At 65.7% G+C, this 24,673-nt stretch carries 32 protein-coding genes, 2 tRNA genes and 1 pseudogene; 17 read left to right on the top strand and 18 right to left on the bottom strand.

Annotated elements, in window-relative coordinates; all coding sequences use genetic code 11:
- Window positions 1-72: 72 nt before the first annotated feature.
- The gene (locus NBT82_RS08455; RefSeq protein WP_251331098.1) at window positions 73-261 is read left to right on the top strand and encodes a hypothetical protein; all 189 of its coding nucleotides are present in this window, start codon (window positions 73-75) and stop codon (window positions 259-261) included.
- Here the strand turns inward: NBT82_RS08455 and NBT82_RS08450 are convergent.
- The 4 genes from NBT82_RS08450 to NBT82_RS08440 form a co-directional block, all read right to left on the bottom strand.
- The gene (locus tag NBT82_RS08450) at window positions 258-581 is read right to left on the bottom strand and encodes a cupin domain-containing protein (RefSeq protein ID WP_251331097.1); all 324 of its coding nucleotides are present in this window, start codon (window positions 579-581) and stop codon (window positions 258-260) included. The genes NBT82_RS08455 and NBT82_RS08450 overlap by 4 nt on opposite strands.
- 48 nt (window positions 582-629) lie before the next feature.
- The gene (locus tag NBT82_RS20420; RefSeq protein WP_486617153.1) at window positions 630-815 is read right to left on the bottom strand and encodes a cation:proton antiporter regulatory subunit; all 186 of its coding nucleotides are present in this window, start codon (window positions 813-815) and stop codon (window positions 630-632) included.
- A gap of 170 nt (window positions 816-985) precedes the next feature.
- Window positions 986-1,126 (bottom strand): hypothetical protein, encoded by a 141-nt coding sequence (locus NBT82_RS08445; RefSeq protein ID WP_251331096.1) that lies wholly within the window; start codon window positions 1,124-1,126, stop codon window positions 986-988.
- Window positions 1,127-1,183: 57 nt separating this feature from the next.
- Window positions 1,184-1,492 carry a hypothetical protein gene (locus NBT82_RS08440; RefSeq protein ID WP_251331095.1) on the bottom strand — a complete coding sequence of 103 codons (309 nt, stop codon included), beginning with the start codon at window positions 1,490-1,492 and terminating at the stop codon, window positions 1,184-1,186.
- 224 nt (window positions 1,493-1,716) lie between these two features.
- Here NBT82_RS08440 and NBT82_RS08435 point away from each other — a divergent pair, with 224 nt between their 5' ends.
- Window positions 1,717-2,502, top strand: a complete 786-nt coding sequence (locus tag NBT82_RS08435; RefSeq protein ID WP_251331094.1) for an SIMPL domain-containing protein — start codon at window positions 1,717-1,719, stop codon at window positions 2,500-2,502.
- A 111-nt stretch (window positions 2,503-2,613) separates the two neighbouring features.
- Here NBT82_RS08435 and NBT82_RS08430 read toward each other — a convergent pair.
- A tRNA-OTHER gene (locus tag NBT82_RS08430) sits at window positions 2,614-2,752 on the bottom strand.
- Between the two features lie 331 nt (window positions 2,753-3,083).
- On the opposite strand from NBT82_RS08430, the gene NBT82_RS08425 reads away from it, so the two are divergent.
- Entirely contained in the window at window positions 3,084-3,869 is a 786-nt protein-coding gene (locus NBT82_RS08425; protein ID WP_251331093.1) for a site-specific integrase, read from the top strand.
- A 6-nt stretch (window positions 3,870-3,875) separates the two neighbouring features.
- Here the strand turns inward: NBT82_RS08425 and NBT82_RS08420 are convergent, their stop codons facing one another.
- Complete coding sequence (locus tag NBT82_RS08420) at window positions 3,876-4,634, bottom strand: HNH endonuclease (protein ID WP_251331264.1); 759 nt, start codon at window positions 4,632-4,634, stop codon at window positions 3,876-3,878.
- Between the two features lie 63 nt (window positions 4,635-4,697).
- On the opposite strand from NBT82_RS08420, the gene NBT82_RS08415 reads away from it, so the two are divergent.
- Window positions 4,698-5,519, top strand: a complete 822-nt coding sequence (locus NBT82_RS08415) for an IS5 family transposase (protein WP_251331092.1) — start codon at window positions 4,698-4,700, stop codon at window positions 5,517-5,519.
- Between the two features lie 14 nt (window positions 5,520-5,533).
- On the opposite strand, the gene NBT82_RS08410 is transcribed toward NBT82_RS08415, so the two are convergent.
- From NBT82_RS08410 to NBT82_RS08395, 4 genes are all read right to left on the bottom strand, one after another.
- On the bottom strand, window positions 5,534-5,875 hold the full coding sequence (locus tag NBT82_RS08410; RefSeq protein WP_251331091.1) for a hypothetical protein: 342 nt from the start codon (window positions 5,873-5,875) through the stop codon (window positions 5,534-5,536).
- 666 nt (window positions 5,876-6,541) lie between these two features.
- On the bottom strand, window positions 6,542-7,549 hold the full coding sequence (locus NBT82_RS08405; protein ID WP_251331090.1) for an IS110 family RNA-guided transposase: 1,008 nt from the start codon (window positions 7,547-7,549) through the stop codon (window positions 6,542-6,544).
- A 195-nt stretch (window positions 7,550-7,744) separates the two neighbouring features.
- A complete protein-coding gene (locus NBT82_RS08400) occupies window positions 7,745-8,167 on the bottom strand; it encodes an SRA domain-containing endonuclease (RefSeq protein ID WP_251331089.1) in 423 nt (140 codons plus the stop codon).
- Window positions 8,168-8,555: 388 nt separating this feature from the next.
- Window positions 8,556-8,627, bottom strand: a tRNA-Ala gene (locus NBT82_RS08395).
- Window positions 8,628-8,993: 366 nt separating this feature from the next.
- Between NBT82_RS08395 and NBT82_RS08390 the strand changes: the two genes are divergently transcribed.
- Genes NBT82_RS08390 through NBT82_RS08375 form a run of 4 tightly spaced genes read left to right on the top strand, consistent with a single transcriptional unit; the run spans window position 8,994 to window position 11,489 of the window.
- The gene (locus tag NBT82_RS08390) at window positions 8,994-9,461 is read left to right on the top strand and encodes a 30S ribosomal protein S15 (protein ID WP_251331088.1); all 468 of its coding nucleotides are present in this window, start codon (window positions 8,994-8,996) and stop codon (window positions 9,459-9,461) included.
- On the top strand, window positions 9,462-10,613 hold the full coding sequence (locus tag NBT82_RS08385; RefSeq protein WP_251331087.1) for an exonuclease RecJ: 1,152 nt from the start codon (window positions 9,462-9,464) through the stop codon (window positions 10,611-10,613).
- Window positions 10,610-10,852 carry a KEOPS complex subunit Pcc1 gene (locus tag NBT82_RS08380; protein ID WP_251331086.1) on the top strand — a complete coding sequence of 81 codons (243 nt, stop codon included), beginning with the start codon at window positions 10,610-10,612 and terminating at the stop codon, window positions 10,850-10,852. Before NBT82_RS08385 ends, NBT82_RS08380 begins: the two co-directional genes overlap by 4 nt.
- Complete coding sequence (locus NBT82_RS08375; RefSeq protein ID WP_251331085.1) at window positions 10,845-11,489, top strand: 30S ribosomal protein S3ae; 645 nt, start codon at window positions 10,845-10,847, stop codon at window positions 11,487-11,489. Before NBT82_RS08380 ends, NBT82_RS08375 begins: the two co-directional genes overlap by 8 nt.
- Before the next feature lie 138 nt (window positions 11,490-11,627).
- On the opposite strand, the gene NBT82_RS08370 is transcribed toward NBT82_RS08375, so the two are convergent.
- A complete protein-coding gene (locus NBT82_RS08370; RefSeq protein WP_251331084.1) occupies window positions 11,628-12,044 on the bottom strand; it encodes a cupredoxin domain-containing protein in 417 nt (138 codons plus the stop codon).
- 97 nt (window positions 12,045-12,141) lie between these two features.
- On the opposite strand from NBT82_RS08370, the gene NBT82_RS08365 reads away from it, so the two are divergent.
- Window positions 12,142-12,822 (top strand): protein sorting system archaetidylserine synthase, encoded by a 681-nt coding sequence (locus NBT82_RS08365; protein ID WP_251331083.1) that lies wholly within the window; start codon window positions 12,142-12,144, stop codon window positions 12,820-12,822.
- A gap of 6 nt (window positions 12,823-12,828) precedes the next feature.
- Here NBT82_RS08365 and NBT82_RS08360 read toward each other — a convergent pair whose 3' ends face one another.
- On the bottom strand, window positions 12,829-13,092 hold the full coding sequence (locus tag NBT82_RS08360; RefSeq protein WP_251331082.1) for a DUF7111 family protein: 264 nt from the start codon (window positions 13,090-13,092) through the stop codon (window positions 12,829-12,831).
- A 41-nt stretch (window positions 13,093-13,133) separates the two neighbouring features.
- The gene (locus NBT82_RS08355; RefSeq protein WP_251331081.1) at window positions 13,134-14,273 is read right to left on the bottom strand and encodes an acyl-CoA dehydrogenase; all 1,140 of its coding nucleotides are present in this window, start codon (window positions 14,271-14,273) and stop codon (window positions 13,134-13,136) included.
- 99 nt (window positions 14,274-14,372) lie between these two features.
- Between NBT82_RS08355 and NBT82_RS08350 the strand changes: the two genes are divergently transcribed.
- The 4 genes and pseudogenes from NBT82_RS08350 to NBT82_RS08335 all read left to right on the top strand — a co-directional run bounded on the left by NBT82_RS08350 (window position 14,373) and on the right by NBT82_RS08335 (window position 16,123).
- Window positions 14,373-14,555, top strand: coding sequence for a DUF7525 family protein (locus NBT82_RS08350; protein WP_251331080.1), 183 nt, complete (start codon window positions 14,373-14,375; stop codon window positions 14,553-14,555).
- A gap of 72 nt (window positions 14,556-14,627) precedes the next feature.
- Window positions 14,628-14,852: a DUF7123 family protein gene (locus tag NBT82_RS08345; RefSeq protein WP_114586681.1), complete on the top strand. Its 225-nt coding sequence runs from the start codon at window positions 14,628-14,630 to the stop codon at window positions 14,850-14,852.
- Window positions 14,853-14,889: 37 nt separating this feature from the next.
- The gene (locus NBT82_RS08340; RefSeq protein WP_251331079.1) at window positions 14,890-15,315 is read left to right on the top strand and encodes an SRPBCC family protein; all 426 of its coding nucleotides are present in this window, start codon (window positions 14,890-14,892) and stop codon (window positions 15,313-15,315) included.
- Window positions 15,312-16,123 (top strand): annotated as a pseudogene (locus NBT82_RS08335) (nitrilase-related carbon-nitrogen hydrolase). The gene NBT82_RS08340 and the pseudogene NBT82_RS08335 overlap by 4 nt, the downstream one beginning before the upstream one ends.
- Window positions 16,124-16,171: 48 nt before the next feature.
- Here NBT82_RS08335 and NBT82_RS08330 read toward each other — a convergent pair.
- The 3 genes from NBT82_RS08330 to NBT82_RS08320 all read right to left on the bottom strand — a co-directional run bounded on the left by NBT82_RS08330 (window position 16,172) and on the right by NBT82_RS08320 (window position 19,248).
- Window positions 16,172-17,653, bottom strand: coding sequence for a sodium:solute symporter family transporter (locus tag NBT82_RS08330; RefSeq protein WP_251331078.1), 1,482 nt, complete (start codon window positions 17,651-17,653; stop codon window positions 16,172-16,174).
- Window positions 17,653-18,120, bottom strand: coding sequence for a hypothetical protein (locus tag NBT82_RS08325; protein ID WP_251331077.1), 468 nt, complete (start codon window positions 18,118-18,120; stop codon window positions 17,653-17,655). Before NBT82_RS08325 ends, NBT82_RS08330 begins: the two co-directional genes overlap by 1 nt.
- 111 nt (window positions 18,121-18,231) lie before the next feature.
- A complete protein-coding gene (locus NBT82_RS08320; RefSeq protein WP_251331076.1) occupies window positions 18,232-19,248 on the bottom strand; it encodes a mevalonate kinase family protein in 1,017 nt (338 codons plus the stop codon).
- 158 nt (window positions 19,249-19,406) lie between these two features.
- Between NBT82_RS08320 and NBT82_RS08315 the strand changes: the two genes are divergently transcribed.
- From NBT82_RS08315 to NBT82_RS08300, 4 genes are read left to right on the top strand one after another with little or no spacing between them, the layout of a single operon-like run.
- Window positions 19,407-20,681, top strand: a complete 1,275-nt coding sequence (locus NBT82_RS08315; RefSeq protein ID WP_251331075.1) for a hydroxymethylglutaryl-CoA reductase, degradative — start codon at window positions 19,407-19,409, stop codon at window positions 20,679-20,681.
- Window positions 20,678-22,024: an acyclic terpene utilization AtuA family protein gene (locus NBT82_RS08310; protein WP_251331074.1), complete on the top strand. Its 1,347-nt coding sequence runs from the start codon at window positions 20,678-20,680 to the stop codon at window positions 22,022-22,024. The genes NBT82_RS08315 and NBT82_RS08310 overlap by 4 nt, the downstream gene beginning before the upstream one ends.
- Complete coding sequence (locus NBT82_RS08305) at window positions 22,017-22,391, top strand: AtuA-related protein (protein WP_251331073.1); 375 nt, start codon at window positions 22,017-22,019, stop codon at window positions 22,389-22,391. The genes NBT82_RS08310 and NBT82_RS08305 overlap by 8 nt, the downstream gene beginning before the upstream one ends.
- A 2-nt stretch (window positions 22,392-22,393) precedes the next feature.
- A complete protein-coding gene (locus NBT82_RS08300) occupies window positions 22,394-22,894 on the top strand; it encodes a hypothetical protein (protein ID WP_251331072.1) in 501 nt (166 codons plus the stop codon).
- A 244-nt stretch (window positions 22,895-23,138) separates the two neighbouring features.
- Here the strand turns inward: NBT82_RS08300 and NBT82_RS08295 are convergent, their stop codons facing one another.
- Both NBT82_RS08295 and NBT82_RS08290 read right to left on the bottom strand, forming a co-directional pair.
- Window positions 23,139-23,936 carry an RIO1 family regulatory kinase/ATPase domain-containing protein gene (locus tag NBT82_RS08295; protein ID WP_251331071.1) on the bottom strand — a complete coding sequence of 266 codons (798 nt, stop codon included), beginning with the start codon at window positions 23,934-23,936 and terminating at the stop codon, window positions 23,139-23,141.
- Window positions 23,937-23,983: 47 nt separating this feature from the next.
- Complete coding sequence (locus NBT82_RS08290) at window positions 23,984-24,592, bottom strand: hypothetical protein (RefSeq protein ID WP_251331070.1); 609 nt, start codon at window positions 24,590-24,592, stop codon at window positions 23,984-23,986.
- Window positions 24,593-24,673: the final 81 nt, after the last annotated feature.

The following is a 24,673-nucleotide window of genomic DNA, read 5'->3' as shown; positions in this document are numbered from 1 at the left end:
GTCGGTCGGGGTCGGAGTGACCGACGTTCCGCCCGGATCGACCGACGACGAGCCGATCCGGGTGACCGAGCCATGAGCGATACGAGCGACACCCACCGATCCCGACTGGACCGCGCACAGCGTCGGAAACTTCGAAACCTCGGCTGGCGGTGGCTGGGCCGGCGACGGGCGAAGCGCCCCCGCTCGGTCAGTAGGCGACACCTCGTCGACGCCGACGTCGACGACGAGACGTCGCTCGTCGACCTCGACGCGCGCCTCTAGGGCGCACCCGCGATCACGAACACCGAGTCCGCCTCGGCGTCGATCCGTCGAGTCGCGTCGGGGCCGACACGCAGCGCGTCGCCCGCCGACATTGACACCGTCTCGCCGTCGACGGTCGCCGTCGCCGCCCCCTCGACGAGGACGTACACTTCCTCCTGACCGTCGTCGGCGTGATCGTGTGCTTTGCCGCTCCACCCGGACTCGACGTCCAGTACCGATACGCCGAGGTTCGTACAGTCGAGCGCGTCACGCAGGAGATGCAGGCCGCCACCGACCGGATCGACGTCCTCGTAGCCGACGAGCGTGTGTGTCTGTGGCATGGTCAGCGATACGGCCGGCATTGTCAAAAAGCCGCCGTCGGTCACGCCTCACTCAGACCGTGGTTCCACACGGGTCAGTTGGCCCTTCTGATCGAGTCTCCGCTCGCCGTCCGCGCCGGGACCTTTCCGACAGAAGAGTTCACAGCGCCCGTCGTGGTGGACCACCACTCCCACGCTTTCTCCCCCGGCGAGTTCGCACGTGTGGGCGACGCCGGGCATCTCCGACTCGTACACCCTTGCCGACGTTCCGACCCCTCTGGGGATGACTCCGTCGTCGGTCGGGACGCCTCGCGGCTCAGTTCGCGACCCACGGGAGAAGGCGTTCGGGCCGACCGGACGCACCCCTCAGTGTCGCCCCGGGCGCGCTCACGACGAGGACCTGCCCGACTGCCGTCGCGTTGATGTTAGGTCACCGCCGGGGGAGCGCTCCCGGCGTCCGCGAGCGCCGCCGCGGTGATGATCGGCGAGAACTCCGCGCGTGGGTAGTCCGACACGGAGCGATCGACGGTCGCCGAGGCCGCACACCCGACCCCAGTGGAAGCCACCGCAGAGTTTCCTCGACACCGTCTCCGCGACGACGACGGCGATCCAGTCGAGCGCCGTTACGATCTCGAAGAGGTCGGTGACGAGGCCGATCCAAAACGAAAAGACGACTGCGGAGACGTCCCGGATCGAGGAGAGCGTGCTTGGTCGTGAGCGTAGGCCGTCGCGCTGAACGCCATGCCGACGAAGAACGCGGCGACCGCCTCGCCGACGCCGACGGCTAGCGCCGCCCCCGCCAGCAGGACCGTCACACCGACCACCCGCAGGACGAAATACGAAGGGCGAGCGGTCCGCCCGGGCGGCGGCACGCCGACGACCGCGAGGACCGCGACCGGCACTCCGATTTCGAGCAGCGCGGTCTCAGCCATCGGTTCGCCCCCGGCTGACGGAACTTCACTCACTTTCGACGTCGTTCCGCCGTTGCTGTCTTGGAACGCGGTGGCGGCCCGACCGCCCGTCGGACCACTCCCCGACGGCGTGCCTCTCTTATTCCGAGCCGTCCGTCCCGTGGCCGCTGCCGGCGGCCGAACGTCAAACGACCGTTTGTGTTTTGCGGACTACTTTGTGACCACACGATCGAGGAGAGTCCGTCATGCAACGACACGCACTGGTCGCGGCGGGACTCGCAGTCCTACTCGTGGTCGCCGGCTGTTCGGCCGGTTCGTCGTCACCCTCGACGGCGACCGACGCGACGGGTACGCCGGCCTCGGACAGTACCATTCACGTCGCCGGTAGCGGGAGCGCCGATGCGGAACCGAACCAAGCGGTCGTCAGAGTGTCCGTCGTCGCGAGGGGTGAGGACGCGGCGACCGCTCGTCGCCGTCTCGCCGAGAACACCTCGCGAATGCGGGGCGCCCTCCGGGAGATCGGCGTCGGCGAAGATCGGATCGTCACCCAGCGGTACGACATCTATCAGGATCGCCGTCGGCCGCGCGAGGAGGGTGACGACCCCCGCATCCAGTACCGGGCCTCCCACGACTTCGAGATCACCGTGTCCGACCCGGACCGCGTGGGCGACGTCGTCGACACGGCCGTCGCCAACGGCGCCACCGAGGTCGACGACGTGACGTTCACGCTCTCGACCGAGCGCCGGCGCGAACTCGAACGGCGGGCCCGGAGCGCCGCGATGGCCGACGCCCGGGCCAAAGCCGAGACGCTCGCCGACGACGCCAACCTCACCGTCACGGGCGTGACCGTGATCCGGACGTCGAGCGTCGGCGACCCCCGTCCCGCGGAGGAGGGCGCATACATGACCGAGACGCCCGCCGCCACCGGCGCCCCACCCTCGGATCTCGAATCCGGCCCCGTCACCGTCCGGGCGACCGTTCAGGTCGTGTACGAGGCAGGGGCCGCGGAGCACACGACCGAGGGCCGATAGGGACCGACGGCCCGGGCGACGAGCCGTTGGGGTCCACCGTGGTCGACGGGATCGGGGTAGGAGAGTCGGAGGTCGTCCGCGCCGAACCGCGTACGGTCGGGGCCGTAGATCTGGACACGCTGGGGTTCGAACCCAGAGCCTCCCACGCGGCCGACGAACTCCACCGTGGGAACGTGCCGCGCGGACTCACGTTCCCCTGCCGCCCACTCTACACCCACCTGGGCGTTCTACCGGTTGGAACTACGTGTCCTCGTTTCGGACGTCTCCGCAGACGAAAATAGTGGTATCCCCGATTGTCACGTATTGAAAGTCGCCGTCACGGGAACACCCGACTGCGTCCCGTCCGCGCCACAGGTCGATGTCTCGACTCAATCGACCCGACCGAAGCAGTACAGATGTCCCCCGACGACCGAAAGCCCGAGCCACACCACGCTCTACGAACACAAGTGCAGACTCAACCGCTTTCTGGAGTGGTGCCCCGAGGAGGGCGTGGAGGACATGAACGAGGTGACGCGCCGGAGGGCCCACGCCTACAAACGTACCGCCCCGATGGGGTCGCGCCGACGACGCTCGAACACGAGATGCGTACCTTCCGTATCTTGCTGCGGTTCTGCGAGAACATCAACGGCGTCGCTGACGGCGTGACCTCCAGTCTCTCTATCCCGAAGGCGGGTCGCCACGAGCGATCACGGGACGTCTCGCTCTCCGAACAGCGCGCCGAGCGTATCCTCGACTACCTCGGCACCTACGAGTACGGCTCGCTCCGGCACGTCCTATTCCACCTGCTGTGGAACCTCGGCTGTCGCATCGGCGGCGTCCGGGCGCTTGACCTTGGAGACTTCCACGAGGACGGTCCTGATGGCCCCTTCATCGAATTTGTCCATCGGCCCGACGCGAGGACCCCGCTCAAGAACAAGTGGCGCTCCGAGCGCAAGCCGCCGATTCGTGACGACCTGCGCGACCTGTTGGTGGACTACATCGACCGGACTCGGCACGACGTGACCGACGAGTATGGACGTGAGCCGCTTCTGACGACGGAGCAGGGTCGCCCGGCGCGGTCTACGATTCAGCGGAACGTGTACGCCGTGACGCGACCGTGCTACTACACGAACGAGTGCCCGCGCGACCGCGACCTCGATGAGTGCGAGGAAGTCGGTGAATACAATACTGCCTCGAAGTGTCCGTCGTCACACTCGCCGCACGCGCTTCGGCGCGGTTCCGCGACTCGGGACTTGAACGACGGGATGCCGGAGGAGATGGCGAGTGACCGACTGGACATGTCGCCGGAGGTGCTTCGGGAACACTACAACGCGCAGACCGAGGAGGACAAGCGAGGATTACAGCGGGAGTTCTTGGACAACATGTAGCGGCGGTCAAAACCCGTGCAGTTCGCGGTGTTCTTGTAGATACGTCGGGTGGGGTTCCACGCCACCCTCCTCGGGAAGCACCAGCGAGTTCCCTTCTAACTGCTTGAACTCGTAGTACCCTTCGCGTTCGGGTACATCCTTCACCAGAACCTCGTGGTCGTCAGTAAACGCGAGCCAGCCGGTGTCGAACGCCCAATGGTGGAGTCGGCACAGAGCGACGCCGTTACGAACGTCGTCCGCACCGCCCTCTGATTTCGGATAGATGTGGGCGGCTTCGACTTCGGGCTGTCCGTCGGGAGTCTCTCGGCTACTGCCACAGACTACGCAGGTCCGATTGTACGCTTCTCTGACAGCCTCGATGAAATCGGAATCGCGTGCCCGACGGAGAGTTTCCGTAAAACGTTCTTCATCTTCGGTCAGTTGCGGTTCCGAATCGGGGTCCGGTGTACGTGACTCATCGGCTTCCGAACTCTCCCGGTCGATTTCGTCGTTGAGGTCCAAGTCGTTGATTCGGTAGGTCCCATCTTCGTCCAGAAAATCGACTTCCCCCCTATCACGCAGTCGCTGAAGCATTTGCCTGATCTTTGCCCTCACATGGTCGTTTTCCGGAAACTTCGATACCAGTCGTTGCTCCGAGAAGTCGTAGATCTCTCCGAGATGGACGACTCGTTCATCGTTCTGTTCCTGATACTGTGCAAGTTCCTTTCTTACGGCATCAAGCCAGTCTTCGGCACCGCGTGTCATCCCGATGTCCCGATGTTCCATTGCGAACACAAGGCTCTGTTGAAATCCTCAGAGACTTACAGGTTCGTCTAGTAGTCTGACCGAATGGATGCCCTCCCGAAGTCGCGGTTACTCCGGTTTGTTGAGCAAGCGATGCACTTGGCTCGGCGAGCTGTCACTCGATACTCCTCGAAGTTCTCTAAACGCCGGTACACACTCCACCAGCACATCGTTCTGCTCTGTCTCAAAGTGCGGAAGAATACGACGTACCGGACGCTTCTCGACGAACTCATCGAGATGCCCCGCATTCGGAAAGCCATCGATCTTGAGGAACTCCCGTCTCCTTCGACATTGTGTAAGGCGTTTAACCGCCTTGGTATGGCTGTTTGGCGGGTTCTTCTCAATCTCTCAGTCACGCTTCTCCCGACCAACGGTGTCGTCGGGATTGACGCCTCTGGATTCGACCGCAGTCACGCCTCGAAACACTACACGAAACGAACGAAGCTGACGATTCAACAGTTGAAAGTTACACTTCTCGTGGACACGAGAGTGAACGCAATCATCGACTTACACGTGACTACGACCAGAAAGCACGACTCACAGATCGCGCCGTCGCTCATCCAGCGGAATACCGATGAAGTAGCGATTCTCCTCGGTGACAAGGGATACGACGACCAGAAGATTCGCACGTTAGCTCGTGAAGATGGTATTCGTCCGGTCATCAAACATCGAGAATTTTCGCCGCTCCACAAGGCGTGGAACGCTCGGCTGGACGCCGACATCTACGGGCAACGGAGTCAGAACGAGACGGTGAACTCTCGTATTAAACGGAAATATGGCGCATTCGTCCGCTCACGACGTTGGTGGAAGCAGTTTCGTGAACTCGTTGTCGGCTGTCTCACTCATAACATCGACAAGGCGCTCTGAACGTTCAATATAGTTCAAAGACCGAGTGCTTCTCTGTACTCATCAATCGCAGTTATCTCGACCGCAGCATCTTCAGAGGCATCTGAAATCGACGCCGCTTCTGCTGCATGTTCTTCGGCATCATCAAAGCGTTCATCCTGTGCCGCCTGCGCTGCCTCAATCCCTTTTTCGGCCCATCTCACCCAGTATTCGGTAACGTATGTCGCTGCCTCATCCGCCAAGTTGTATGCTTCTGAGTGGTTTGTTTCTGATGCGAGATCCGCTGCTTGATTGAAATGGTCAATTGCTGCCTCTGCCCTCTCAACCGTGTGGCTGAACTCTTCTTCCGCTTCCTTATACCCCTCTTCGCCGTACAATCGACTGGCGGTCTCCCCTGATCGACTCGCGCTTTCGAAGTCCTCATCCCCGGCTCGGTACTCTACTAGTGAGTCCTCTTCTAACTCAGTACTTGGTGTGGGTGTGGCAGTCGGTGTGGCAGTCGGTGTCGGTGTGGCAGTCGGTGTCGGTGTGGCAGTCGGTGTCGGTGTGGCCGTTGGGCTATTTGTAGGCGTAGAAATAGTGGTTTGTGTCGGGGTGTTATCCGACGATCCGCTCGGCTCGTTGTTAGAACTACATCCAGCGACTATTCCCGAAAAAGCGGAACCGAAAAGTCCGAGTATTGCCCGACGTTTCATTGTATTGGATATCCCACGAGTGAAAAAGCATAAAATCCCCGCTTCAAGATATTCTTAGCTGATGAATATGTGAAATCAGTACGCAGTCCTACCTAACAGCTGTTTCAGTGGAAAAGGTGTCGAACCAATAGGATTTCAACACCTATGAAAGCCTGCTAGCTCAACAAACCACGTCTGCGATACTATATTTTTCGCCGGGATCGATGCCGAGCTTGGTCACGAGAGAAAATTACAAGCAGGAACGGTGATGGCTCAGGAACCAGCCGGCAGGCGGTCAGAACGTGAACGCGTTAGCTGTGGCTCACACCCGCTGCGACCGCCCGATGAGGGCCGCCGGCTCGGCGGCCCTCAGGCACTCACCTCTGGTGGATCGTACACCTCCTCACGCTCCAGCATATGGAAGATCGACACGAGCAGTTTTCGCGCCGTTGCGACAATCGCTATCTGGTGGTTCTTCCGCTGTTTCAACCGAGCGTAAAACCGTCCAAGATACGGATCGTTACACCGGTGAACCGCCGTTTGAACACACTGAACGAGGATCCAGCGTAAGTCTCCACTTCCGCGCTTCGAGATTGATCCTTCCGTCCGCGAGTCGCCTGACTCGCGGACGACCGGATCCAATCCCGCGTAACTCACCACCTGCTTCGCCTCGTCGAATCGGTCGATCTCACCGATCTCCGAGGTGATCAGCAGCGACGAGTAGAAACTCACGCCCGGAATCGTCATCAACAGCTGCGTCTCCTCGAGAGACGCAGCGGTTTCCTCGATCAACGTTTCGAGTTCCTCGATTTGACTGGTTAACTCGTCGATGATCGAGAGGAACGACTCCATCAGCTGATCGCCGACCACACCGAGCGAGAAATCCTCGCCGGCGAGGATTTCTCGCCCGTTCACGCTGAACGGATCCCAGTCGTAGGTGATCCCGTGTTTGTCGAGCAGGGCGTGGACTTCGTTTTTGAAGTCCGTGCGCTTTTCGACCAATCGCTTCCGGCCGCGCACAAGTGCGCGGCGCTCCCGGAGCTCTTCGGACGGAACGTAACTCTCAGCGATCATGCCGGCTCGGCGAAGTTGCGCGAGCAACTTCGCGTCGAGCCGGTCGTTTTTCACCTCAGCATAGCCGATCGCCTTGGTTTGTGTGGGATCTGCGACAACCACGTCGAGGTGTTCGTCGAGGGTGTCGTAGACCGTGTAGTAGTTGCTGGTTGCTTCGAGCGCCGCTTTGGCTCCAGCGTATTCTTCGGCAACGTCGTCGAGATTCGCGTTTTTGACGCGAATCTCTTCGACGACCTCGGCATCGTCGTCCAAAACAGCGACGTGCGACTCATCTTTATGAAGGTCGATTCCGAGGTAGTACATGGTTCCTCTGGAGTGGGAAGTGCGTGAAGGGAGCCACACCTATTCGGGCTCGCCGCCCGGATGCCGCTAGCATCCGGGCGGCCTCCCATGATAGTGCGTCCTTGGCAGGTAGGCCAATCAGAGCCACGCGTTCTCTGACGCTGTTGAATCATCGGCCTTTGACCACCCCAGTACCTCTTCACGCACGCTGGGGACTTAGCAGGCTTTCATCCCATCAGAGCCGAACACAAGAACATCCCGACCGTCCCGCTCCACAAAATCGTAGTCCAACACGTCAACTAACCTCCGATACTCCCACCTGCCGTCGCTCTCGGATCGGTAGAAGAAATGGACGGGGATGCCTCCGCCGATGGCGTCGATGAGGGTGGAATTATCGGGCGACGTTTCGCTCTGGTCGCCGGTCAGTCCCTCTCCGACGTACTCGAACCGGCCCTGCGTTACGGAGTCGTCGTAGGGTCCGTCCTCGTTTGCGAATACCAATACGTAGCGTCTATCTTGATTGTCCCGCCGCGGATTGATGCCGGAGATTCGGTATCCGAACCCTGTCTCAAACGCCTCTTCAATGTCTTCTTTTGTGAGGCGGGTTCCGACCGAAATGCCATCGGGCGGCGCGTTCATGGAAACCAGCCCTTTCCCAAACCGTATCAAACTGTCGTCAACTCCGAGGAGTGGGAGAAAAACGGTGCAATGTAGAATAGTATCAACCTAATCAGGAGCCGACGCCGTGTCGACTACCGAGCAAGTAGCAAATCCGATCTCAAATGTTTGCCGGTAATCAGTATCGCATGGCCCTACTCGTGGTTCCGCAAGTGGCGACCGGCGATGGTTCCGTCTGAATTCAACGAATCCTGAGAAATCTATGGACTCGCCGGGAGTCCCGCGAGCAGCGAGGGATCGGAGATCCCCCGGGCAGCCGGCGCGGAGCGCCGGCGACGACCACAGGGGGCGAGGGGGACTACGGGGAGGGAACGAACGACTGAGCGAACGGAGTGAGCGAAGAAGTGAGTGGACTCGCCGGGATTTGAACCCGGGGCCTCTCCCATGCCAAGGGAGTGATCTACCCCTGATCTACGAGCCCGCGACGCACCGATCCGTACCGCGGTACGAGTAATAAGGGCTTCGAATCGGCTCTCGACTCGTCGTCGGCCGCTCCCGTTGATCCCACCGTGGTCTCGGCGACCAGGGGCGATCGACTTCGTCGTGACCATCCTCGCCGAACGCGCCGAGGAGGTAACGTGGGCCACCTCGGCATCGTCTCACACGCGCCACGGCTCGCCGCCGCGTGTCGGATTCGAAACGGTTTAGTGGTGGAGCGCGTTGGTCTCGACGGGAACAGCACGACCGCAAATCCGACTCGCCTTCGGGCTTGGGATTGCGGTAGTGCGCGGCCGACAGCCGTCGGTCGCGGATTCGCTTCTGCGGTCTGTGCGGTTCCAATCGATCTATGGCACGAATGCACACCCGCCGCCGAGGCTCGTCCGGTTCGGACAAGCCGGTGGCAGACGAACCCCCGGAGTGGAGCGACGTAGACGAATCGGAGATCGAAGCACGCGTGGTCGAACTCGCCGAGCAGGGTCACGACCCGAGCGTCATCGGGATGAAACTGCGTGACGAGGGCGTGAAGGGCACGCCGATCCCCGACGTGAAGCTAGCGACGGGACAGAAGATCACGGAGATCCTCGAGGCCCACGACGCCGCCCCGGACCTACCGGAGGATCTGCGGAACCTGATGGAGCGGGCGATCGGTCTGCGCGAGCACATGGCAGAAAACCCGCAGGACCACCAGAACAAGCGCGCGCTCCAGAACACGGAGTCGAAGATTCGCCGGCTGGTGGACTACTACCGGGGCGACGAACTCGACGCGGAGTTCACCTACAGCTACGACGTCGCCGTCGACCTGCTGGAGGAGTAGATGTCCACCGCGCCCGAAACCGTCGAGGACGCCGACGCCGGCGAACTCGCCGCCGCGCTCCGCGAGGCCCCGTTCGTCGGGGTCGTCTCGGCCGCGAACGGTGACTCGCTGGCCGCCAGTGGCGTCCTCGCGCGGGCGCTCAGGGAACGATCCACCCCCTTCCAGATCCGCGTCGATCCGGTCCCCGATCCGCTGCCCGGCGACGGCGACGACCTCGTCGTCGGCCTCGGCGTGACGGGCGGCGACCTCGCGCTGGCCGGCCACCGGCGGCCGGCGAGCGCCGCGGCCGCCGAGACGGCACGCGAACTCGGCGTCGACCCCGATCCGGTGCTCGCGCTGGCCGGCGTGGCCGCTGCGGATCGTCCCGTCGGCGACGCGGCGTCGCTGCTGGAGGCAGCGGCACGCCGGAGGACGATCGACCGGCGACCGGGCGTGGCCATCCCAACGGCCGACCTGGCCGAGGGTCTCGCCCACTCGACGCTGGTGCATGCGCCGCAGTCGGGTGATCCCGAACTGGCCGAGGAGACGCTCGCGGCTCTCGGCGTGTCGGTCGAGCCGAGCGACGAAGGCCACCGGCGACTCGCGTCGTGGCTGGCAATCGAGGCCTCGACGTCGTCGTCGTCGCGGGCCGCCGAGGCGGTCGAGCGGGCACTCCGTCCGCACGCGATCCCCGACGGCCGGTTCGCGACCGTCGAGGGGTTCGGCGACGTCCTCGACGCAGCGGCCCGGGAGCAACCGGGGGCGGGCGTCGCCCTCGCCATCCGCGACGGCGCGGAGCGACGGTCGGCCGTCCTCGACGCCTGGCGGGCCCACGCGACCGGGACTCACACCGCGCTCGCGGACGCGACGACGGGTCGGTACGACGGCGTCTTCGTCGCACGCGTCGCGGACGAGGACCCGGGGCGGCTCGGCACGATCGCGAGGCTCTGTCGGGACTTTCGGTCCCCGGAGCCCGTCGTGTTGGTGGTCGCGGACGACGCAGCCGCGGCGGCGAGCACGAGCGGCGTGGCTCTCGGCCGGACGATGGCCGAGGCGCGTCGGTCGGTCGACGCGGACGGGCAAAGCAGGGGTGGTCCCCGGCGGGCGACGGCGACGTTCGACGACACAGTGGAGGTATCGCGGTTGATCACGGCGTTCAGGGAGGCGCTATGAGCGAAAGACGCGCCTGCGTAGAGACGACACACGACGACGCGTCGACGGTGGCGGCCGCGCTCCGGCCGGACAACACGCCGTCGATGGCGACCGACGTGGCGGACGACGTCGTCCGCACGACCGTCGAACGCGAGACTGTGGGCGGACTGCAGTCGACCGTGGACGACTACGTGGTGAACCTGACGGTCGCGGAGACCGTCGCACGAACGGCACGCGAACACAGACACAACCATGAGTGAACGCTCAGTATCCAAGCAGAAACGCGGCAAGCGCTGGTATACGGTCTTCGCCCCGGAGCAGTACGACCGGGCGGAACTCGGCCAGACGGTTGCCGACGAACCGGAGAAGATCATCGGACGAACCATCGAGACGACCCTCGGCGACCTCACCGACGACGCCGGGGCGAACAACACCAAACTCACGTTCAAGATCACGGACGTGGGATCGGACTCCGCCTACACGGAGTTCGTCAAACACGAACTCACGCGGGACTACCTGCGGAGCCTCGTGCGTCGCGGCGCCTCGAAGGTCGACGCGACCGTGACGGTCCTGACGACGGACGACTACCGCGTCCGCGTCCAGCCCGTCGCGTTCACGACGAAGAAGGCCGACCGCAGCCAAGAGCAGGCCATCCGGCGGGTCATGATCGACCTCGTCGAGGAAGCGGCCGCCGAGCGCGGCTTCGAGTCCTTCGTCGAGAGCTGTGTCGAGGGGCGCCTCTCCTCGGCCATCTACGGCGAGGCGAAGACCATCTACCCGCTTCGGCGGGTCGAGGTTCAGAAACTCACCCTCGAAGCGCGACCCGAAGAGGTCGCCGCCGAGGAGGAGGCGGCCGTCGACGTCGACGAGGACGACATCGCCGTCGACGAGGACTGAGTCCCGACGCCCGACTTTTTCGACGGACTGCGTGCGACTGACGCCGGACCGTCCAGACTGACTAGCGTAGTGTGTCGGGCGTTCGGCTGATCCGGGTAGCGGCCGGTGAGGGCCCCGTCCCCGACCCCCGCCGCGTGATCACCCCTCGACGACGACCTGGCCGACCATCCCCGCCCGCTCGTGGGGGATACAGAAGTAGTTGTACCGGCCGGGGACGTCGAATGTGTGGCTGAAGGTCTCCCCGCTGGTGATGGCGCCGCTCATTCCGTCCCACGCCTCGCGGGCCGCCGCCGTGGACTCGTATCCGCCGGTGGCGAAGAACTCGCCCGCCGAGGGGATACCGTCGTCGTAGGCGGTGACGGAGTGGGCGCGGGCGCTGTTGTTGTACCAGACGACCTCCTCGCCCGTCGCAACCGTGATCGTCGTCGGTTCGAACGCCTGGGCGGTCATGCCGACGTCGCCGTCGACACCGTCGACGGTGCCGCCGGCGGTACACCCGGCGGTCCCGACGGCGAGTCCCGTCCCGAGCGCCGCGAGCAGCCGGCGTCTGCGCATACGCCGCCCTCGGGGAGCAACGAATAAATGTGGACTGGTTCGACGGTCGAAACGGCCGATATAAAGACGTAAATCCTCGGTCCCAGAGGTTGGGGCTATGCAACCGCGGTTCGTCGGGCGCCTGGGGCTCGCCGACGCCGTGACCGTCGGTAACGCGATGCTCGGCTTTCTGGCCGCGTTCGTCGCGACGCGGGACGCCCCGCTCGCCGCCCGGATCGTCCTCCTGGCGGCCGTAGCGGATGGGCTCGACGGCGTCGTCGCCCGCAAGCGTGGGGGGACGCCCGCCGGGCCGTACCTCGATTCCCTCGCCGACGTCGCCTCCTTCGGCGTCGCCCCCGCCATGCTGATCGCGTCGCGGGCGGCCGACGCCTGGACGCTCGCCGACCGGCCGTTCCTCTATGTCCTCGGGATCCTTCTCCCGGCCGTCTACGTCGCGATGGCCGTCACCCGCCTCGGACTCTACACCGCCTACGACAGCGACGCCTCGGAGACCAGAGGCGCCCCCTCGACGCTCGCGGCGACCATCCTCTCGGCCGGCATCCTCGCAGGCTTCGTCGGTCCCCTCCTGTTGGTCGCGCTCTCCGGCCTGCTCGCGGCGCTCATGGTGACCCGGATCACGTACCCCGATCTCCACCCACAGGACGCCCTCGTGATGGGCATCGTCCAGGCGCTTGCCATCCTCCTCCAGGGACGGCCGGGCGAGGTGTTCGCGTTCGCGCTCCTCTTTCTCTCCCTCGCCTATCTCTCGCTCGGGCCGCGGTTCTACTGGACGGGATAGCCCCGCCTACATCCCCATGTCGGTCGCCTCGTCCGGGACGGGCAGGTTCCCGGCGTGCACGTCGAGGAGTTCGGCCGCGTGATCGAGGGCCATGTCGAACCCGTAATATTTCTCCAGTTCCTCGCCTTCCGGGTCGCGGCGCACCCGCACCATCGCGTACCCTTCGCTGTTCTGGGCGATGGCGGCCGTCCGTCCGTCACGTCTGAACGTCAGGACACGCTCGCCACCCCGTTCGTAGTAGTTGGCGACGACGTCGTCGGTGTCGGCCATACTACCCACTTGGCGTCCTGCCTGTCGAACCTTCCGGTCGACTAGCGCAGTTCGTCGGCGATGGTGTTGCGGAGTACCTCGCTGGTACCCTCGTAGATCTCGTTGAGTTTGGCGTCGCGGTAGAACCGTTCGACGGGGAAGTCTTTGGTGTAGCCGTAGCCACCGTGGACTTGAATCGCCTCGTTGGCCACCTCCCGGCTCACCTCGCTGGCGTAGAGTTTGGCCTGAGCGGCCGCCTTGACGAACCGCTCGCCGCGCATCTTTCGGTCTGCCGCCCGGTGCATCAACAGCCGCGCGGCCTGCACCTTCGTGTCCATGTCCGCGAGTTTGTGGCCGATCGCTTGGAAGTCGCCGATGGGCCGACCGAACTGCTCGCGTTCGTTCGCGTACGCGACGGCCTCCTCGAGGGCGGCCCGCGCGATGCCGACGCCGCGGGCGGCGATGGTGATCCGTCCCGCGTTGAGGGTCTTGAGCGCCTGGACGAACCCGTCTCCTTCCTCGCCGAGTCGCCGATCGGCGGGGACCCGGAGGTCGTCGAAGCGGAGTTCCGCCGTCGGACAGCCCTTGTCCCCGAGTTTGTGCTCGGTACCCTCGATGTGGAACCCCGGATCCTCGTCCGGCCGAACGACGAACGCGGAGATGCCCTTCCGGCCCGCGTCGGGATCGGTCTTCGCGAAGAGGATCACCGTGTCGGCGACGGAGCCGTTGGAGATCCAGAGTTTCTCACCGTCGACGACGTACTCGTCGCCATCGCGGACGGCGGTCGTCTCCATCGCGGACACGTCGCTCCCGGCGCCCGCCTCCGAGAGGGCGAAGGCGCCGATGTCGGTTCCCTCGTTCAGCGGCGTCAGGAACCGCTCTTTCTGGTCGGGAGCGGCGAAGGCATCGAGCATCCCGCCGGCGAGGCTGGTGTGGGCGGCGACGACGGTACCGAGCCCGCCGCTCCCACGGCTGATCTCCGCGAGACAGGCGGCGTAGGCGTGGTAATCGAGCCCTGCGCCGCCGTACTCCTCGTCGAAGGGCATTCCCATGAGCCCGAGATCGGCCATGTCGTCGACGAGGTCGGCCGGGAACTCGTCGGTCTCGTCGATGTCGGCCGCCGCAGGGACGATCTCCTCGTCGACGAAGTCGGCCACCATCTCACGCATCTGGGACTGTTCGGCGGAGAGGCTGAAGTCCATACGGTCCGTACGGCCCCCCGTCGTCTTATATTGTCCGTGCCCCCACCGGGACCCTGCCGGAGTCGAATGAGCTAAGTGCACCCCGACGGAGGGTGGAGTATGGCACACGACGCCGCCGTGACGGACAGAGGAGTCGGGTTCGGCGTGCTGTTTTCCATCTTCGCGCTCGTCGGCGCGCTGGCGATGCTCGCGGCGCCCGGGCAGTTGACCAAGGCGGGCGGCTTCGCCCTCGCCGTCGTCGCGGGCCTGCTGGCGGTCGTGGCGACCCAGGCGTACGCCTGACGCCAACGGGTCCGGCGGGCTCGCACGGGCTTGAAAGAGTTAAGACGCTGAATCCCCTACTCGGAGTGAACGATGACCTCTCTGACCGAAGAGGAGCGGCGGATCCTCGCGTACCTCCACGACAGTGTCTCTCGGGGTGAACGCTACTTCCGCGCGAAAAACATCGCCGACGCGATCGGGCTGACGGCCAAACAGGTCGGTTCTCGGCTCCCACGACTGGCCGAGAAGTCCGAGGACGTCGAAATCGAAAAGTGGGGCCGCGCCAGGTCGACGACGTGGCGTGTCACACAAGGGTGACCCACGGATTTTTTAGCGTACGAGGGGACCTCGATTCATGACTGTCCGTGTTCGTCGGACATTCGAGTTCGATGCACCGGCCGAACGGGTCTGGGACTTCATCGCCGATCCCGGCAAGCGAGCCGGTGCGATCAGCGTCGTCCGGGATTACGAGGTCGACGGCAACTGCGCCACCTGGGAGATCGATCTCGACCTGCCGCTGATCGACCGTACGGCCACGGTCGAAACCGAGGACGTCGAGCGTGAGGAACCCAGATACGTGAAGTTCGTCGGCCGATCGAGCGTCATGCGAGTCACCGGCGAACACCGGGTCGAGGACGCGGAGACGGGCACCCGCCTCCACAACGAGTTCATCGTCGACGGCCGCCTCCCGGGCGTCGAACGCTTCTTCAAGAAACGCCTCGACGCCGAACTCGACAACCTCGAAGCGGCGCTCAGACGGGATCTGGAACTGCCCGCATGAGACTCGCCCTCGCCCAACTCGACGCGACGGCGGGCGACGTGGACGCCAACCTCGATCGGGCGGAACGGGCCGTCGCCGACGCCGCCGCTCGCGGCGCCGACCTCGTCGTCCTCCCGGAACTGTTCACCGTCGGCTACTTCGCGTTCGACAGCTACGCCCGCGCCGCGGAGGGTCTCGACGGCCCGACCTTCGGGCGTCTCGCCGACGTGGCGGCCGACCACGGCATCGGTCTCTTGGCCGGCAGCCACGTCGAGGACCTGGCCGAGAGCGCCGCGGCCGGCGCCGACGTGCCCGCGGCCGAGGGTCTCGCCAACACCTGCGTCTTCTACGACCGCGGCGGGGGGCGCCGGGGCGTCTACCGCAAACACCACCTCTTTGGCTACCAGTCCGCCGAGACTCGGCTCCTCACGCCCGGCGACACCCTCTCGACCGTCGATTTCGAGGGATTTACCGTCGGGATGTCGACGTGTTACGACCTGCGGTTTCCGGAACTCTACCGCCGACTCGCCGACCGCGGTGCGACGCTCGTCTGCGTGCCGAGCGCGTGGCCGTACCCCCGGGTCGAACACTGGCGGACCCTGGCACGGGCGCGCGCGCGATCGAGAACCTCACCTACCTCGCGGCCGCGAACGGCGCCGCGGAATTCGAGGAGGCCACCCTCCTCGGGCGCTCGACCGTCTACGATCCTTGGGGAACGAAGCTCGCGAGTGCGGGCGACGAGGCAACGCTCGTCGTCGCCGACGTCGATCCCGACCGGATCGCGGCCGTCCGCGAGGAGTTTCCGGCGCTTCGGGATCGCCGGGACTGATCGGACGACCGGATCGCGGGGTCGTCGTCCGAGTCGTCGACGTGACGGTCAGGCGACGACGACCCGGTAGATCTCCTCGGCGATGTCTTCGCCGGAGTAGGTGTTCGTCAGTAGGCTCACGACGATGAGCGTGATCGACGACGCGACGAGGGAGAACGCTCCGGCGACGACGCCGTGCGGGAGCGAGACGCCGTAGAGCGAACTCCCGACGGCCAGCCCCAGGTTGACCAGCAGTGAGACGACGACGGCGGCGAGGGCCCCCTCACGGGTGGCGCCGCTCCAGTTGAGGCCGATACCGAGGAGCGGAACGATCGGGGCTGCGAACAGCGCCCAGCCGACGACGCCGAGGATCCCGACGAGGATCTGGACGAAGTACGCAAGGAACAGAGAGAGGACGATGATCGCGGCGCTCCCGAGGCGGTTCACCCAGAGTTCCTGTCGGTCCGAGTCGTACTCCATCCCCAGACTCTCGGGGATGTCGCGGGCGAGGTTCGCCGCGCCGATGTTGATGAACGCGTCGCTGGTGCTCATGATCGCCCCGAGGGCGGCGGCGAAGACGATGCCGGCGAGGACCGGCGACACGAAATTCGAGAGGAAGAAGGGCGCGGCCATGTCCGGATTCGAGAGCGAGTCGAGGGCGCCGGTCTCGACCCCCGCCCGCACCGAGATGCCGATGCCGAGCATCATGAGCGAGGAGAGGAAATACGAGAGCCCTGCGATGGGTGCCCCCCACTTCAGCAGTTTGACGTCACGGATCATGTACAGTTTGTGTGCCATGTGGGGTTGGCCGGAGTTCCCGATCGTGAACAGGAAATACCAGCTCAGGGCGAGCATCACGGGGAAGGAGCCGAACGCACCGGCGAACTCGGGGTTGTTGGTCGCGATCTCCCGACTCATCTGCTGGAAGCCGCCCCCGTAATCGAGGGCAAAAAAGAACACGAGGATGCTGCCGACGACCATGATCCCGCCCTGGACGAGGTCGGTGAACACGCCGGCGATCATCCCCCCACCGATCGTGTACGCGGCGATGACGACCGTCGCGAGGACGACGGCGACGAGTTCGCTCGTCCCGAGGATGTCGGCGAGGACGAACCCCATCGCCTTGAGTTGGACGGCCAGATACGAAATGACGCCGAGCAGGACCGAGAGGGCGACGAAAAAGCGTACCGCGTCGCTGTCGTAGCGTGCGTCTGCCGCGTCCGGAATCGTCAGGATCCGTTCGACCTCCGCCATCAGACGCATCTTCTTCCCGAGGACGAACCACGAGATAGGGAAGGCAAGCGGGGCGACGATGGCGATCCAGAGGAAGGCGTAGCCGCCGCTGTAGAACAGCCCCGGCCCGCCGATGAAGCCGAACCCACTCATGATCGACGCGAACGCGGAGAACGCGACCGCCCAGATGCCGAACCGCTTCCCGCTGATGAGGAAGTCCTCGGTGGATTCCGTCTGCCGGTAGCCCCAGACGCCGATGCCGAGTACCAACAGCAGGTAGACCACGACGATGCCGGTGATGAGGGGATCGGCCGCCATCAGGGCTCACCCCCCTCGGTCGCGTCGGGGCCGTCCATCTGCCGGAACTCCTCGGCTTCCTCCGCACTCCAGATGTACTTCTCGAACAGATAGGGGTACGCGAACATCAGGACCAGTGCCGGCGGCATCCAGAGGACGTACACGAGGACGGACGTGGCCCGCGGGAATCCGAGCCAGTACACCGGATCGGTGTACGACGGGTTCGCGAAGTGGAAGTGCCACAACAGCGCGAACCCCACACCGAGGATCAGGGCGACCACGCCGACGACGGCGAGAAACGGCCTGTACGAGTGTCGCTTCGCCGTCCCCTCCACGCCAAGGAGGATGTAGATGCCGAAGATCGCGATGGTGGCGTACGAAAACAGGATCTGTCCCGTCGGTCCACCCGCCAGCATCGCGACTAACATGACGACCAGTACCACGAGCGCACCGATAACCGTCTTGTCACGTTGCCATTGTATAGCCATGGCACCCCGCAACAATATCATCTAATTTTATAAAAGTATCCTCGTCGGTCGTCGCGCACCGTGTCCCCGGCGACCGTTCGTCGCCCCGACGGCCCTCCTCACGGTCGTCCGTCAGCGGGAGGGAGTCCCGTATTCGAGTCCCCGATCGGTGGTGGTCGTCGCGACCACGTGTTCCGCAGTTCGGCCGAGGATCCGCTCGAGTTCGGCCGTGTCGCTCCCCGCGTCCGGGAACGTGACCAGGGTCGCACGCTTGCCGAAGTCCGACTGTTTCACCCCGAGATCGTGAGGATGCTGGAGGAGTTCCGTCGATCGGAGCCGGGGCATCGGCCAACTCGAGAAGCCGAGCGCGTCGAGCAACTCCCCGTAGAAGGTGATCAGTTCGCGCATCTCCGCGCGGTCGCCGTCCGTGATGTGTGCCCAGAGTCGGTCGGTCGTCGCGTCGCTCGCCGCCCGCACGTCGTCGTACAGGGGGCCGGTGATCGTCCGACGTCGCTCGACCTGAGAGCGGATCTCCGCTCGACTGGGACGGGTCTCGGTGGCGGCGACGAGTACCGGCAAGTCGGCCGTGGTTCGGTCGGTGACAGTCGACTCGCCGACCACCAGTCCGCCCGAGACGATCACCGCCGGATCGATGGCGACGGCGTCCTCGTAGAGGTCGTCCTCGACGGCGGTGACGAGGTCGATCACCTCCCGATCCGACCGCCGGTCGCCGAAGGTGTCCGCGAGGGCGGCCGTGAGCGCCACCGTCGTCGCCGTCGAGGAGGCGAGGCCGACGCCCACCGGGAACGCGTCGTCGACGTCGATCTCGATCCCGAACCCCGGGATGTCGGCCGGATCGTCCCGACCGATCGTCCGGAGGAGCCGTCGCAGGAGCGTGTAGACCGGGAGGCGGCGTCCGGACTTGCTGACCGTCAGGACGGCGCTGGTGTCGGTGGATTCGAGAAGCGCGTCGAGCGTGGTGTCCCGCCGGCCCAGGGGCCCGCTGACGACGACGCGGTCGTCGTCGCGTTCGGTGACGGTGACCCGGAGGCGGAGGTCGAGCGCACCGGCGATACGCGGGCCGCCGAGGAGGGTCGCGTGGTCGCCGCCGACGAAGATGCGGCCGGGGACGGACGCGGTTACAGCCATGTCAGACCGAGGCGTCGCGACACAGTAAACTCTAACTCCCAGCGAAAATACTCGACAGTTGTCGTACACTCCGCCCGTCGGCCGCGACCGTGACGGAGCGGCCCGTATCCGCGCGACGACAGTAATTTTAAATAACGATCGTTCGATACCGGTGACGCATGGACTCCCGCATCCCCGGATTCTACAAGCAGGATGTCGACGAGCGTCGACATTCCGTGGCGGAACGCGCGAACCTCGCTGCCGATGCGGTCGCCGCGATCGAGGGGCGCGGCCTCGATCCCGTCCGCGCCGACACGATCAGCGAGAACGTCGTGGGCACGCTCGAATATCCGCTCTCCATCGCGACGAACTTCCGCATCGACGGCGAGGATCGACTGATCCCGATGGCCGTCGAGGAGACGAGCGTCGTCGCCGCCGCCTCCTACGGCGCGCGGATGGCCCGCGAGCACGGCGGATTCTCCACCCAGGTCACGGGACCGCACATGATCGCCCAGATCCAGGCGGTCGGCGTCGACGACCCCTTCGCCGCGAAACAGCGCGTCCTCGACGCCGAGGACCGCCTGGTCGACCTGGCGAACGAGGAAGATCCGGTCCTCGTCGACCACGGCGGTGGCTGTGAGGCGGTCCAAGCCCGCGTCCTCGATACTGACCGCGGGCCGATGGTCGTCACTCACCTCGTCGTGAACGTGCAGGACGCGATGGGTGGCAACGCCGTGAACTCGATGGCGGAGGCGCTCGCCCCGGAGATCGAGGCGCTCACCGGCGGTACCGTCCAGCTCCGCATCCTCTCGAACCTCGCGGACCGGCGGATCGCGCGCGCCCGGTGTACCGTCCCACCCGAAGTGCTGGCCGACGACGACTGGGAACTCGACGGGACGGAGGTCCGGGATCGGATCGTCGACGCCGGGGCGTTCGCCGGGAGCGATCCCTATCGGGCGGCCACCCACAACAAGGGCATCATGAACGGTATCGACGCCGTCACCACTGCGACGTTCAACGACTGGCGGGCCATCGAGGCGGGGGCCCACGCCTACGCCGCCCTCGACGGCTACGCCCCCCTCTCGACCTACGAGGTGAACGCCGAGGGCGACCTCTCCTGTAGCGTCGAACTCCCGATCCAGATCGGAACCGTCGGCGGTGCGACCCAGCTCCAGCCGGTCGCCGGGGCAGCTATGGAGATCCTCGACGTCGACTCGGCCGACGAGTTCGCCGGCGTCCTCGCGGCCGTCGGACTCGCTCAGAATCTCGCCGGCCTTCGGGCGCTCGTGAGCGAGGGCATCCAGCACGGGCACATGAGCTTGCACGCCAAGAACATCGCCATTCAGGCCGGGGCGCCGAGCGACCTCGTCGACGAGGTCGCCGAGCGGCTGGTCGAGGAGGACGCGATCCGCGAGGACCGCGCGGCCGAACTCGTGGACGAACTCTCGGAATGACCGTCGACATCGCGAACGGCGCGGGGTTCTGGGGGGACTCCCCGGACGCCCCCGCGCGACTCCTCGAGTACGGCGAGTTCGACTACCTCACCCTCGAGTATCTGGCCGAGGTGTCGATCGGCGTCCTCGCCCGTCTCAGGGCGGCCGACCGGCCGGGCTACGTGACGGACTTCATAGAGTTCGTCGTCGAGAACCACCTCGAAACCCTCGTGGATCGGGACGTGACGGTCGTGACGAACGCCGGCGGCCTGGATCCGTCGGGGTGTGCGGAGGCGATCACGGATCTGGCGGGCGAACGCGACGTCGACGTTCGGGTGGCCGACGTCACCGGCGACGACGTCCGCGATCGGTTGCCCGAGATCCGGGCGGCCGGGAACGACCTCGCGAACGTCGACTCCGGCGAGCCCTTCGAGGACGTCGCGGCCGCGGACGCCGCGGTCGCCTATCTCGGGGCGTTCCCCATCGCGGACGCACTCGACGAGGGGGCGGACGTCGTCGTCACGGGCCGGGTGGCGGATCCGGCGCTCGCGCTCGGCCCGCTGATCCACGAGTTCGGATGGACTCGGGCCGACCACGACAGACTCGCGGCCGGCACGCTCGCGGGTCACCTGACCGAATGTGGGCCACAGGTAACCGGCGGAAACTACCTCGGTGAGTGGCGTGACGTCCCGTTCGAGGATATCGGCTTCCCGATCGCCGAGGTGACCGCCGAGGGGACGGTGACGATCACGAAACCGCCCGGGACGGGCGGGACGGTGACCACGGGAACGGTCGCGGAGCAACTCGTCTACGAGATCGACGATCCGGAGTGGTACGTGACGCCCGACGTTGTCGCCGATTTCACCAGCCCGACCGTGACACAGGCCGACGACGACCGGGTGAAACTCAGCGGCACGAAGGGGACGGAACCGCCGGAGGAGTACAAGGTGACGATCCATTACCCCGCCGGGTTCAAGCTTGCCGGGCAGTTGCTCTACTCCAGACCGGACGCCCTCGAGAAAGCGAGGGAGGCAGCGTCGATCCTCGATGCGCGCGTCGACGCCCTCGACCTGTCGATCGACCGCACGCACGTGGACTACGTCGGGCACGATGCCGCACACGGCCCCGTCGCGCCGACGCGGGACGCCTACAACGAGATCCTCCTCCGGTACGTCGCGAAAAGCGACTCGCGGGACGACCTCCGACGACTGGCGATGGAGTTCGCCCCCCTCTCGCTCGCCGGCCCCCCGGCGGTCGCGGGGTTGACCGACCAGGGGCGGCCGTCGCCCCAGCGGATCGTCGACGCCTGGCCGACGCTGGTGTCGAAAGGCTGGGCGACGCCGGAGGTGACCCTGTATGAATGAGCCCGCCGGCGACGTGGAGTCGGACGATCACGACCCCTCCCGCCCCGTCCGTCTCGGCGAACTCGCCCACGCCAGATCCGGCGACAAGGGCGACCGATTCAACGTGGGGGTGGTCGCCTGGACCGACGCGGGATATCGCCGGCTCCACTCACAGCTCACCGCCGACCGGGTCGCCGCCTTCTTCGGGGACCTGGTCGACGGCGAGGTCCGGCGCTACCCGTTGTCGAACGTCCGCGCGTTCAACTTCGTCTGCGAACGGGGGCTCGACGGAGGTGGGCAGACCAGCCTCCGATACGACACGCAGGGGAAGACCTACGCGGCGGCGCTGCTCACGATGACCCTCCCGCCGCTCGTGGAGGCCGACTGACGATGGCCGAGAGCGATCCCACACCCCCGACCGTCGTGTCGGCACCGGACGGAACCGACCGCCTCTGGGTGAGCGAGTGGTACCGGATCGCCCCCCAGACGTTCGAGCACTTCGAACTGTTCTTCCAGCCCGACGCCGTCTACGCCGTCTTCGCGGAGGAGTCGTTCAAGTCGCTGCTCCTGCGACGGGACGGCCGAAACCGAGCCGCCCGCGAGGTGGGCTCGCGGGCGCTCACCGCGTCTGCGGACCGCCTACTCGACGACGAGCGGAGCTTCGGGATTCCCATCACGGAGATCACGGCGGTCCGCACGGTGCCGGGATCGCTGCTCGCGAAGCCGACGTTGACCGTCGACACGACCACCACGGAGCATACCTTCCATCACAGCTCGCGGCGCTACGACGTCGACGGGCTCCGTCGCCGCCTCGGTCGGCTCTACGAGGACGCTGGCTTCGACGTGACGGCAGCGTCCCGGGACTGGATGGGTCGCCTCCGGGGCGAGTGAGTCGGCCGCCGGTGCCGGCCGCGGCGTCGCGACTGCCGGCTCCGCGTACGGTGTTGCGGGACCGGTGGTCGGAGGGTTTATCACCCAGAGGATGTTATCGGTCGATGCCGACGCATCGACGCTTTTCTCGTCGAGACTCGGCACTCAAAATCCACCACGTCGTCGCTCGCCTCGGGACGGCCCCTCCCTTCGCCCGGCAGGGACGGGTCGCTTTCTCGACTCCCACTCCTCGTCCACCCCTTCCTCACGCGGCCCGCTTCTCGATCTCTCCTTTGAGCGCCGCGGCGTCGCAGTCGTGGTCCGGGCGGATGTTGACGAAATCGAGGAAGTCGAGCGCGGCGAGGAGTTCCTCCGTCGTGTAGGCTGTTGCGGCGGCCTCGACGGCCGCGGGTGCGCCGATGAGTGGTTCGAGCGCAGCGAGGCCACACGCCATGTCGTACGATCGGGCATCCTTGCGCCCACCCGTTCCGACGTTCGTCGCGTCGATGAAATAGAGGTCGCCGTCGAGGATGAGGACGTTCTCGGCACGGAGGTCGCCGTGGGCGAGGCCGTGGTCGTGCATCGTCCGGAGGGCGGCGAACAGTTCGGGCGCGAGTTCCCGTTCGGTTTCCCGATCGAGTTCGTCGAGCGGTCGAAACTCCGGGAGATATTCGAGGACGACGACGCCCAGGTCGTCGATTTCGAGCGCTTCGAGCGGTTCGGGCGCGTTCAGGCCGATTTCGCGCATCCGCTCGGTCGCTTCGAGTTCGTGTTTCGCCATCTGGTAGGGCGTCCCGAAATGCTCGAAGAAACCCTCGGTGCCCGCCGAGAAGACGCCGAGGTTGCGCCCGGTCGTGATGAGCGCGTGAACGAGGGAGTTCTGCTTGGAGATCACCTTCAAAAAGAGGTCGCCGTCGAGGACGAGCGGGGTCGAGAGCCAGTTGTCGGCGTCGAGACACCGGACCGACGGGTCCTCACGGTCGTACCGCTCCGCGACCTCCGCGATGACCCGGTCGAGTCGGTCGTCGTCGAGCCGACCGCGTAGAAACCGCCTGACTTCCATCGCCACACCGTACGCGACCGGGCGGGATATATCATTGGCCGCCGTGACTATCGCTCCCGTAGCGCCTCCGAAAGCGTCCGTGCGGCGTGTTCCCCGTCGCTCCGAGGGGTGGACAGTGTGACCGACTCGTCGCCGAAGCGCTCGATCACTAGGGCCGGCTGTCGGGTGTGGAGATATCGCCCCACCAGACCGAGACCACCGACGGCGAGAGCGACGCCGCCGACCAAAAGGAGCGCCGCGAGCGTCGTGACCGCGGCCGCCAGCGCGTCGGTGATCGCGCGGACGCCCCCCACGGGCGCCGACCCCGCCGCGTCCACCGACAGCGTCTCGCCGATACGCATCGCGCGGAGCGCGACCCCACCGCCGACCGCCGCCAGGCCGTAGAGCAGGCCGCGGAGTCCCCAGCCGAGCAGCCGTCGGTCGCCCGCGGCGTCGACGTCGACCCCCGCGACGTTCGGTCGGTCGACCGCCTCGAACCGGCGTCCCTCGGCCGCCGGATTGTACGCGAGCACCCGGTGGCTGGTGACCGCCGCCCATCCGGCGCCGAGTGGCGCCGACGTGACGACCTGCTCTCCCTCGTAACAGTGGCGGGCCGCTTCGGCGTCGACGTCGGCCCGTTCGGTTCCCACGCGCTCGCTTACGACCCCGTCGTCCATCGACCGAACGCAGGACCGCCCCGGTCCTTACGCTTTCGGCCACCTCGTTTCGATCGGTTTTAACGCGCGGCAGGACGACGG

The organism is Haloplanus sp. HW8-1, from assembly GCF_023703795.1.
GTDB lineage: Archaea > Halobacteriota > Halobacteria > Halobacteriales > Haloferacaceae > Haloplanus > Haloplanus pelagicus.
Note: the sequence above shows the minus strand (reverse complement) of the source record. Positions and strands in the feature narration are given on the sequence as shown.

Bases quoted from the DNA above. Each gene is read 5' to 3' on its own strand.
- NBT82_RS08295 (WP_251331071.1), bottom strand. From the start codon at position 23,936: ATGGAAGTCAGGCGGTTTCTACGCGGTCGGCTCGACGACGACCGACTC.
- NBT82_RS08405 (WP_251331090.1), bottom strand. From the start codon at position 7,549: ATGTACTACCTCGGAATCGACCTTCATAAAGATGAGTCGCACGTCGCT.
- NBT82_RS08300 (WP_251331072.1), top strand. From the start codon at position 22,394: ATGGCCGAGAGCGATCCCACACCCCCGACCGTCGTGTCGGCACCGGAC.
- NBT82_RS08420 (WP_251331264.1), bottom strand. From the start codon at position 4,634: ATGGAACATCGGGACATCGGGATGACACGCGGTGCCGAAGACTGGCTT.
- NBT82_RS08365 (WP_251331083.1), top strand. From the start codon at position 12,142: ATGCAACCGCGGTTCGTCGGGCGCCTGGGGCTCGCCGACGCCGTGACC.
- NBT82_RS08385 (WP_251331087.1), top strand. From the start codon at position 9,462: ATGTCCACCGCGCCCGAAACCGTCGAGGACGCCGACGCCGGCGAACTC.
- NBT82_RS08310 (WP_251331074.1), top strand. From the start codon at position 20,678: ATGACCGTCGACATCGCGAACGGCGCGGGGTTCTGGGGGGACTCCCCG.
- NBT82_RS08415 (WP_251331092.1), top strand. From the start codon at position 4,698: ATGGATGCCCTCCCGAAGTCGCGGTTACTCCGGTTTGTTGAGCAAGCG.
- NBT82_RS08305 (WP_251331073.1), top strand. From the start codon at position 22,017: ATGAATGAGCCCGCCGGCGACGTGGAGTCGGACGATCACGACCCCTCC.
- NBT82_RS08440 (WP_251331095.1), bottom strand. From the start codon at position 1,492: ATGGCTGAGACCGCGCTGCTCGAAATCGGAGTGCCGGTCGCGGTCCTC.
- NBT82_RS08330 (WP_251331078.1), bottom strand. From the start codon at position 17,653: ATGGCGGCCGATCCCCTCATCACCGGCATCGTCGTGGTCTACCTGCTG.
- NBT82_RS08375 (WP_251331085.1), top strand. From the start codon at position 10,845: ATGAGTGAACGCTCAGTATCCAAGCAGAAACGCGGCAAGCGCTGGTAT.
- NBT82_RS08435 (WP_251331094.1), top strand. From the start codon at position 1,717: ATGCAACGACACGCACTGGTCGCGGCGGGACTCGCAGTCCTACTCGTG.
- NBT82_RS08455 (WP_251331098.1), top strand. From the start codon at position 73: ATGAGCGATACGAGCGACACCCACCGATCCCGACTGGACCGCGCACAG.
- NBT82_RS08345 (WP_114586681.1), top strand. From the start codon at position 14,628: ATGACCTCTCTGACCGAAGAGGAGCGGCGGATCCTCGCGTACCTCCAC.
- NBT82_RS08340 (WP_251331079.1), top strand. From the start codon at position 14,890: ATGACTGTCCGTGTTCGTCGGACATTCGAGTTCGATGCACCGGCCGAA.
- NBT82_RS08400 (WP_251331089.1), bottom strand. From the start codon at position 8,167: ATGAACGCGCCGCCCGATGGCATTTCGGTCGGAACCCGCCTCACAAAA.
- NBT82_RS08355 (WP_251331081.1), bottom strand. From the start codon at position 14,273: ATGGACTTCAGCCTCTCCGCCGAACAGTCCCAGATGCGTGAGATGGTG.
- NBT82_RS08380 (WP_251331086.1), top strand. From the start codon at position 10,610: ATGAGCGAAAGACGCGCCTGCGTAGAGACGACACACGACGACGCGTCG.
- NBT82_RS08390 (WP_251331088.1), top strand. From the start codon at position 8,994: ATGGCACGAATGCACACCCGCCGCCGAGGCTCGTCCGGTTCGGACAAG.
- NBT82_RS08315 (WP_251331075.1), top strand. From the start codon at position 19,407: ATGGACTCCCGCATCCCCGGATTCTACAAGCAGGATGTCGACGAGCGT.
- NBT82_RS08450 (WP_251331097.1), bottom strand. From the start codon at position 581: ATGCCACAGACACACACGCTCGTCGGCTACGAGGACGTCGATCCGGTC.
- NBT82_RS08360 (WP_251331082.1), bottom strand. From the start codon at position 13,092: ATGGCCGACACCGACGACGTCGTCGCCAACTACTACGAACGGGGTGGC.
- NBT82_RS08325 (WP_251331077.1), bottom strand. From the start codon at position 18,120: ATGGCTATACAATGGCAACGTGACAAGACGGTTATCGGTGCGCTCGTG.
- NBT82_RS08290 (WP_251331070.1), bottom strand. From the start codon at position 24,592: ATGGACGACGGGGTCGTAAGCGAGCGCGTGGGAACCGAACGGGCCGAC.
- NBT82_RS08320 (WP_251331076.1), bottom strand. From the start codon at position 19,248: ATGGCTGTAACCGCGTCCGTCCCCGGCCGCATCTTCGTCGGCGGCGAC.
- NBT82_RS08370 (WP_251331084.1), bottom strand. From the start codon at position 12,044: ATGCGCAGACGCCGGCTGCTCGCGGCGCTCGGGACGGGACTCGCCGTC.
- NBT82_RS08425 (WP_251331093.1), top strand. From the start codon at position 3,084: ATGCGTACCTTCCGTATCTTGCTGCGGTTCTGCGAGAACATCAACGGC.
- NBT82_RS08350 (WP_251331080.1), top strand. From the start codon at position 14,373: ATGGCACACGACGCCGCCGTGACGGACAGAGGAGTCGGGTTCGGCGTG.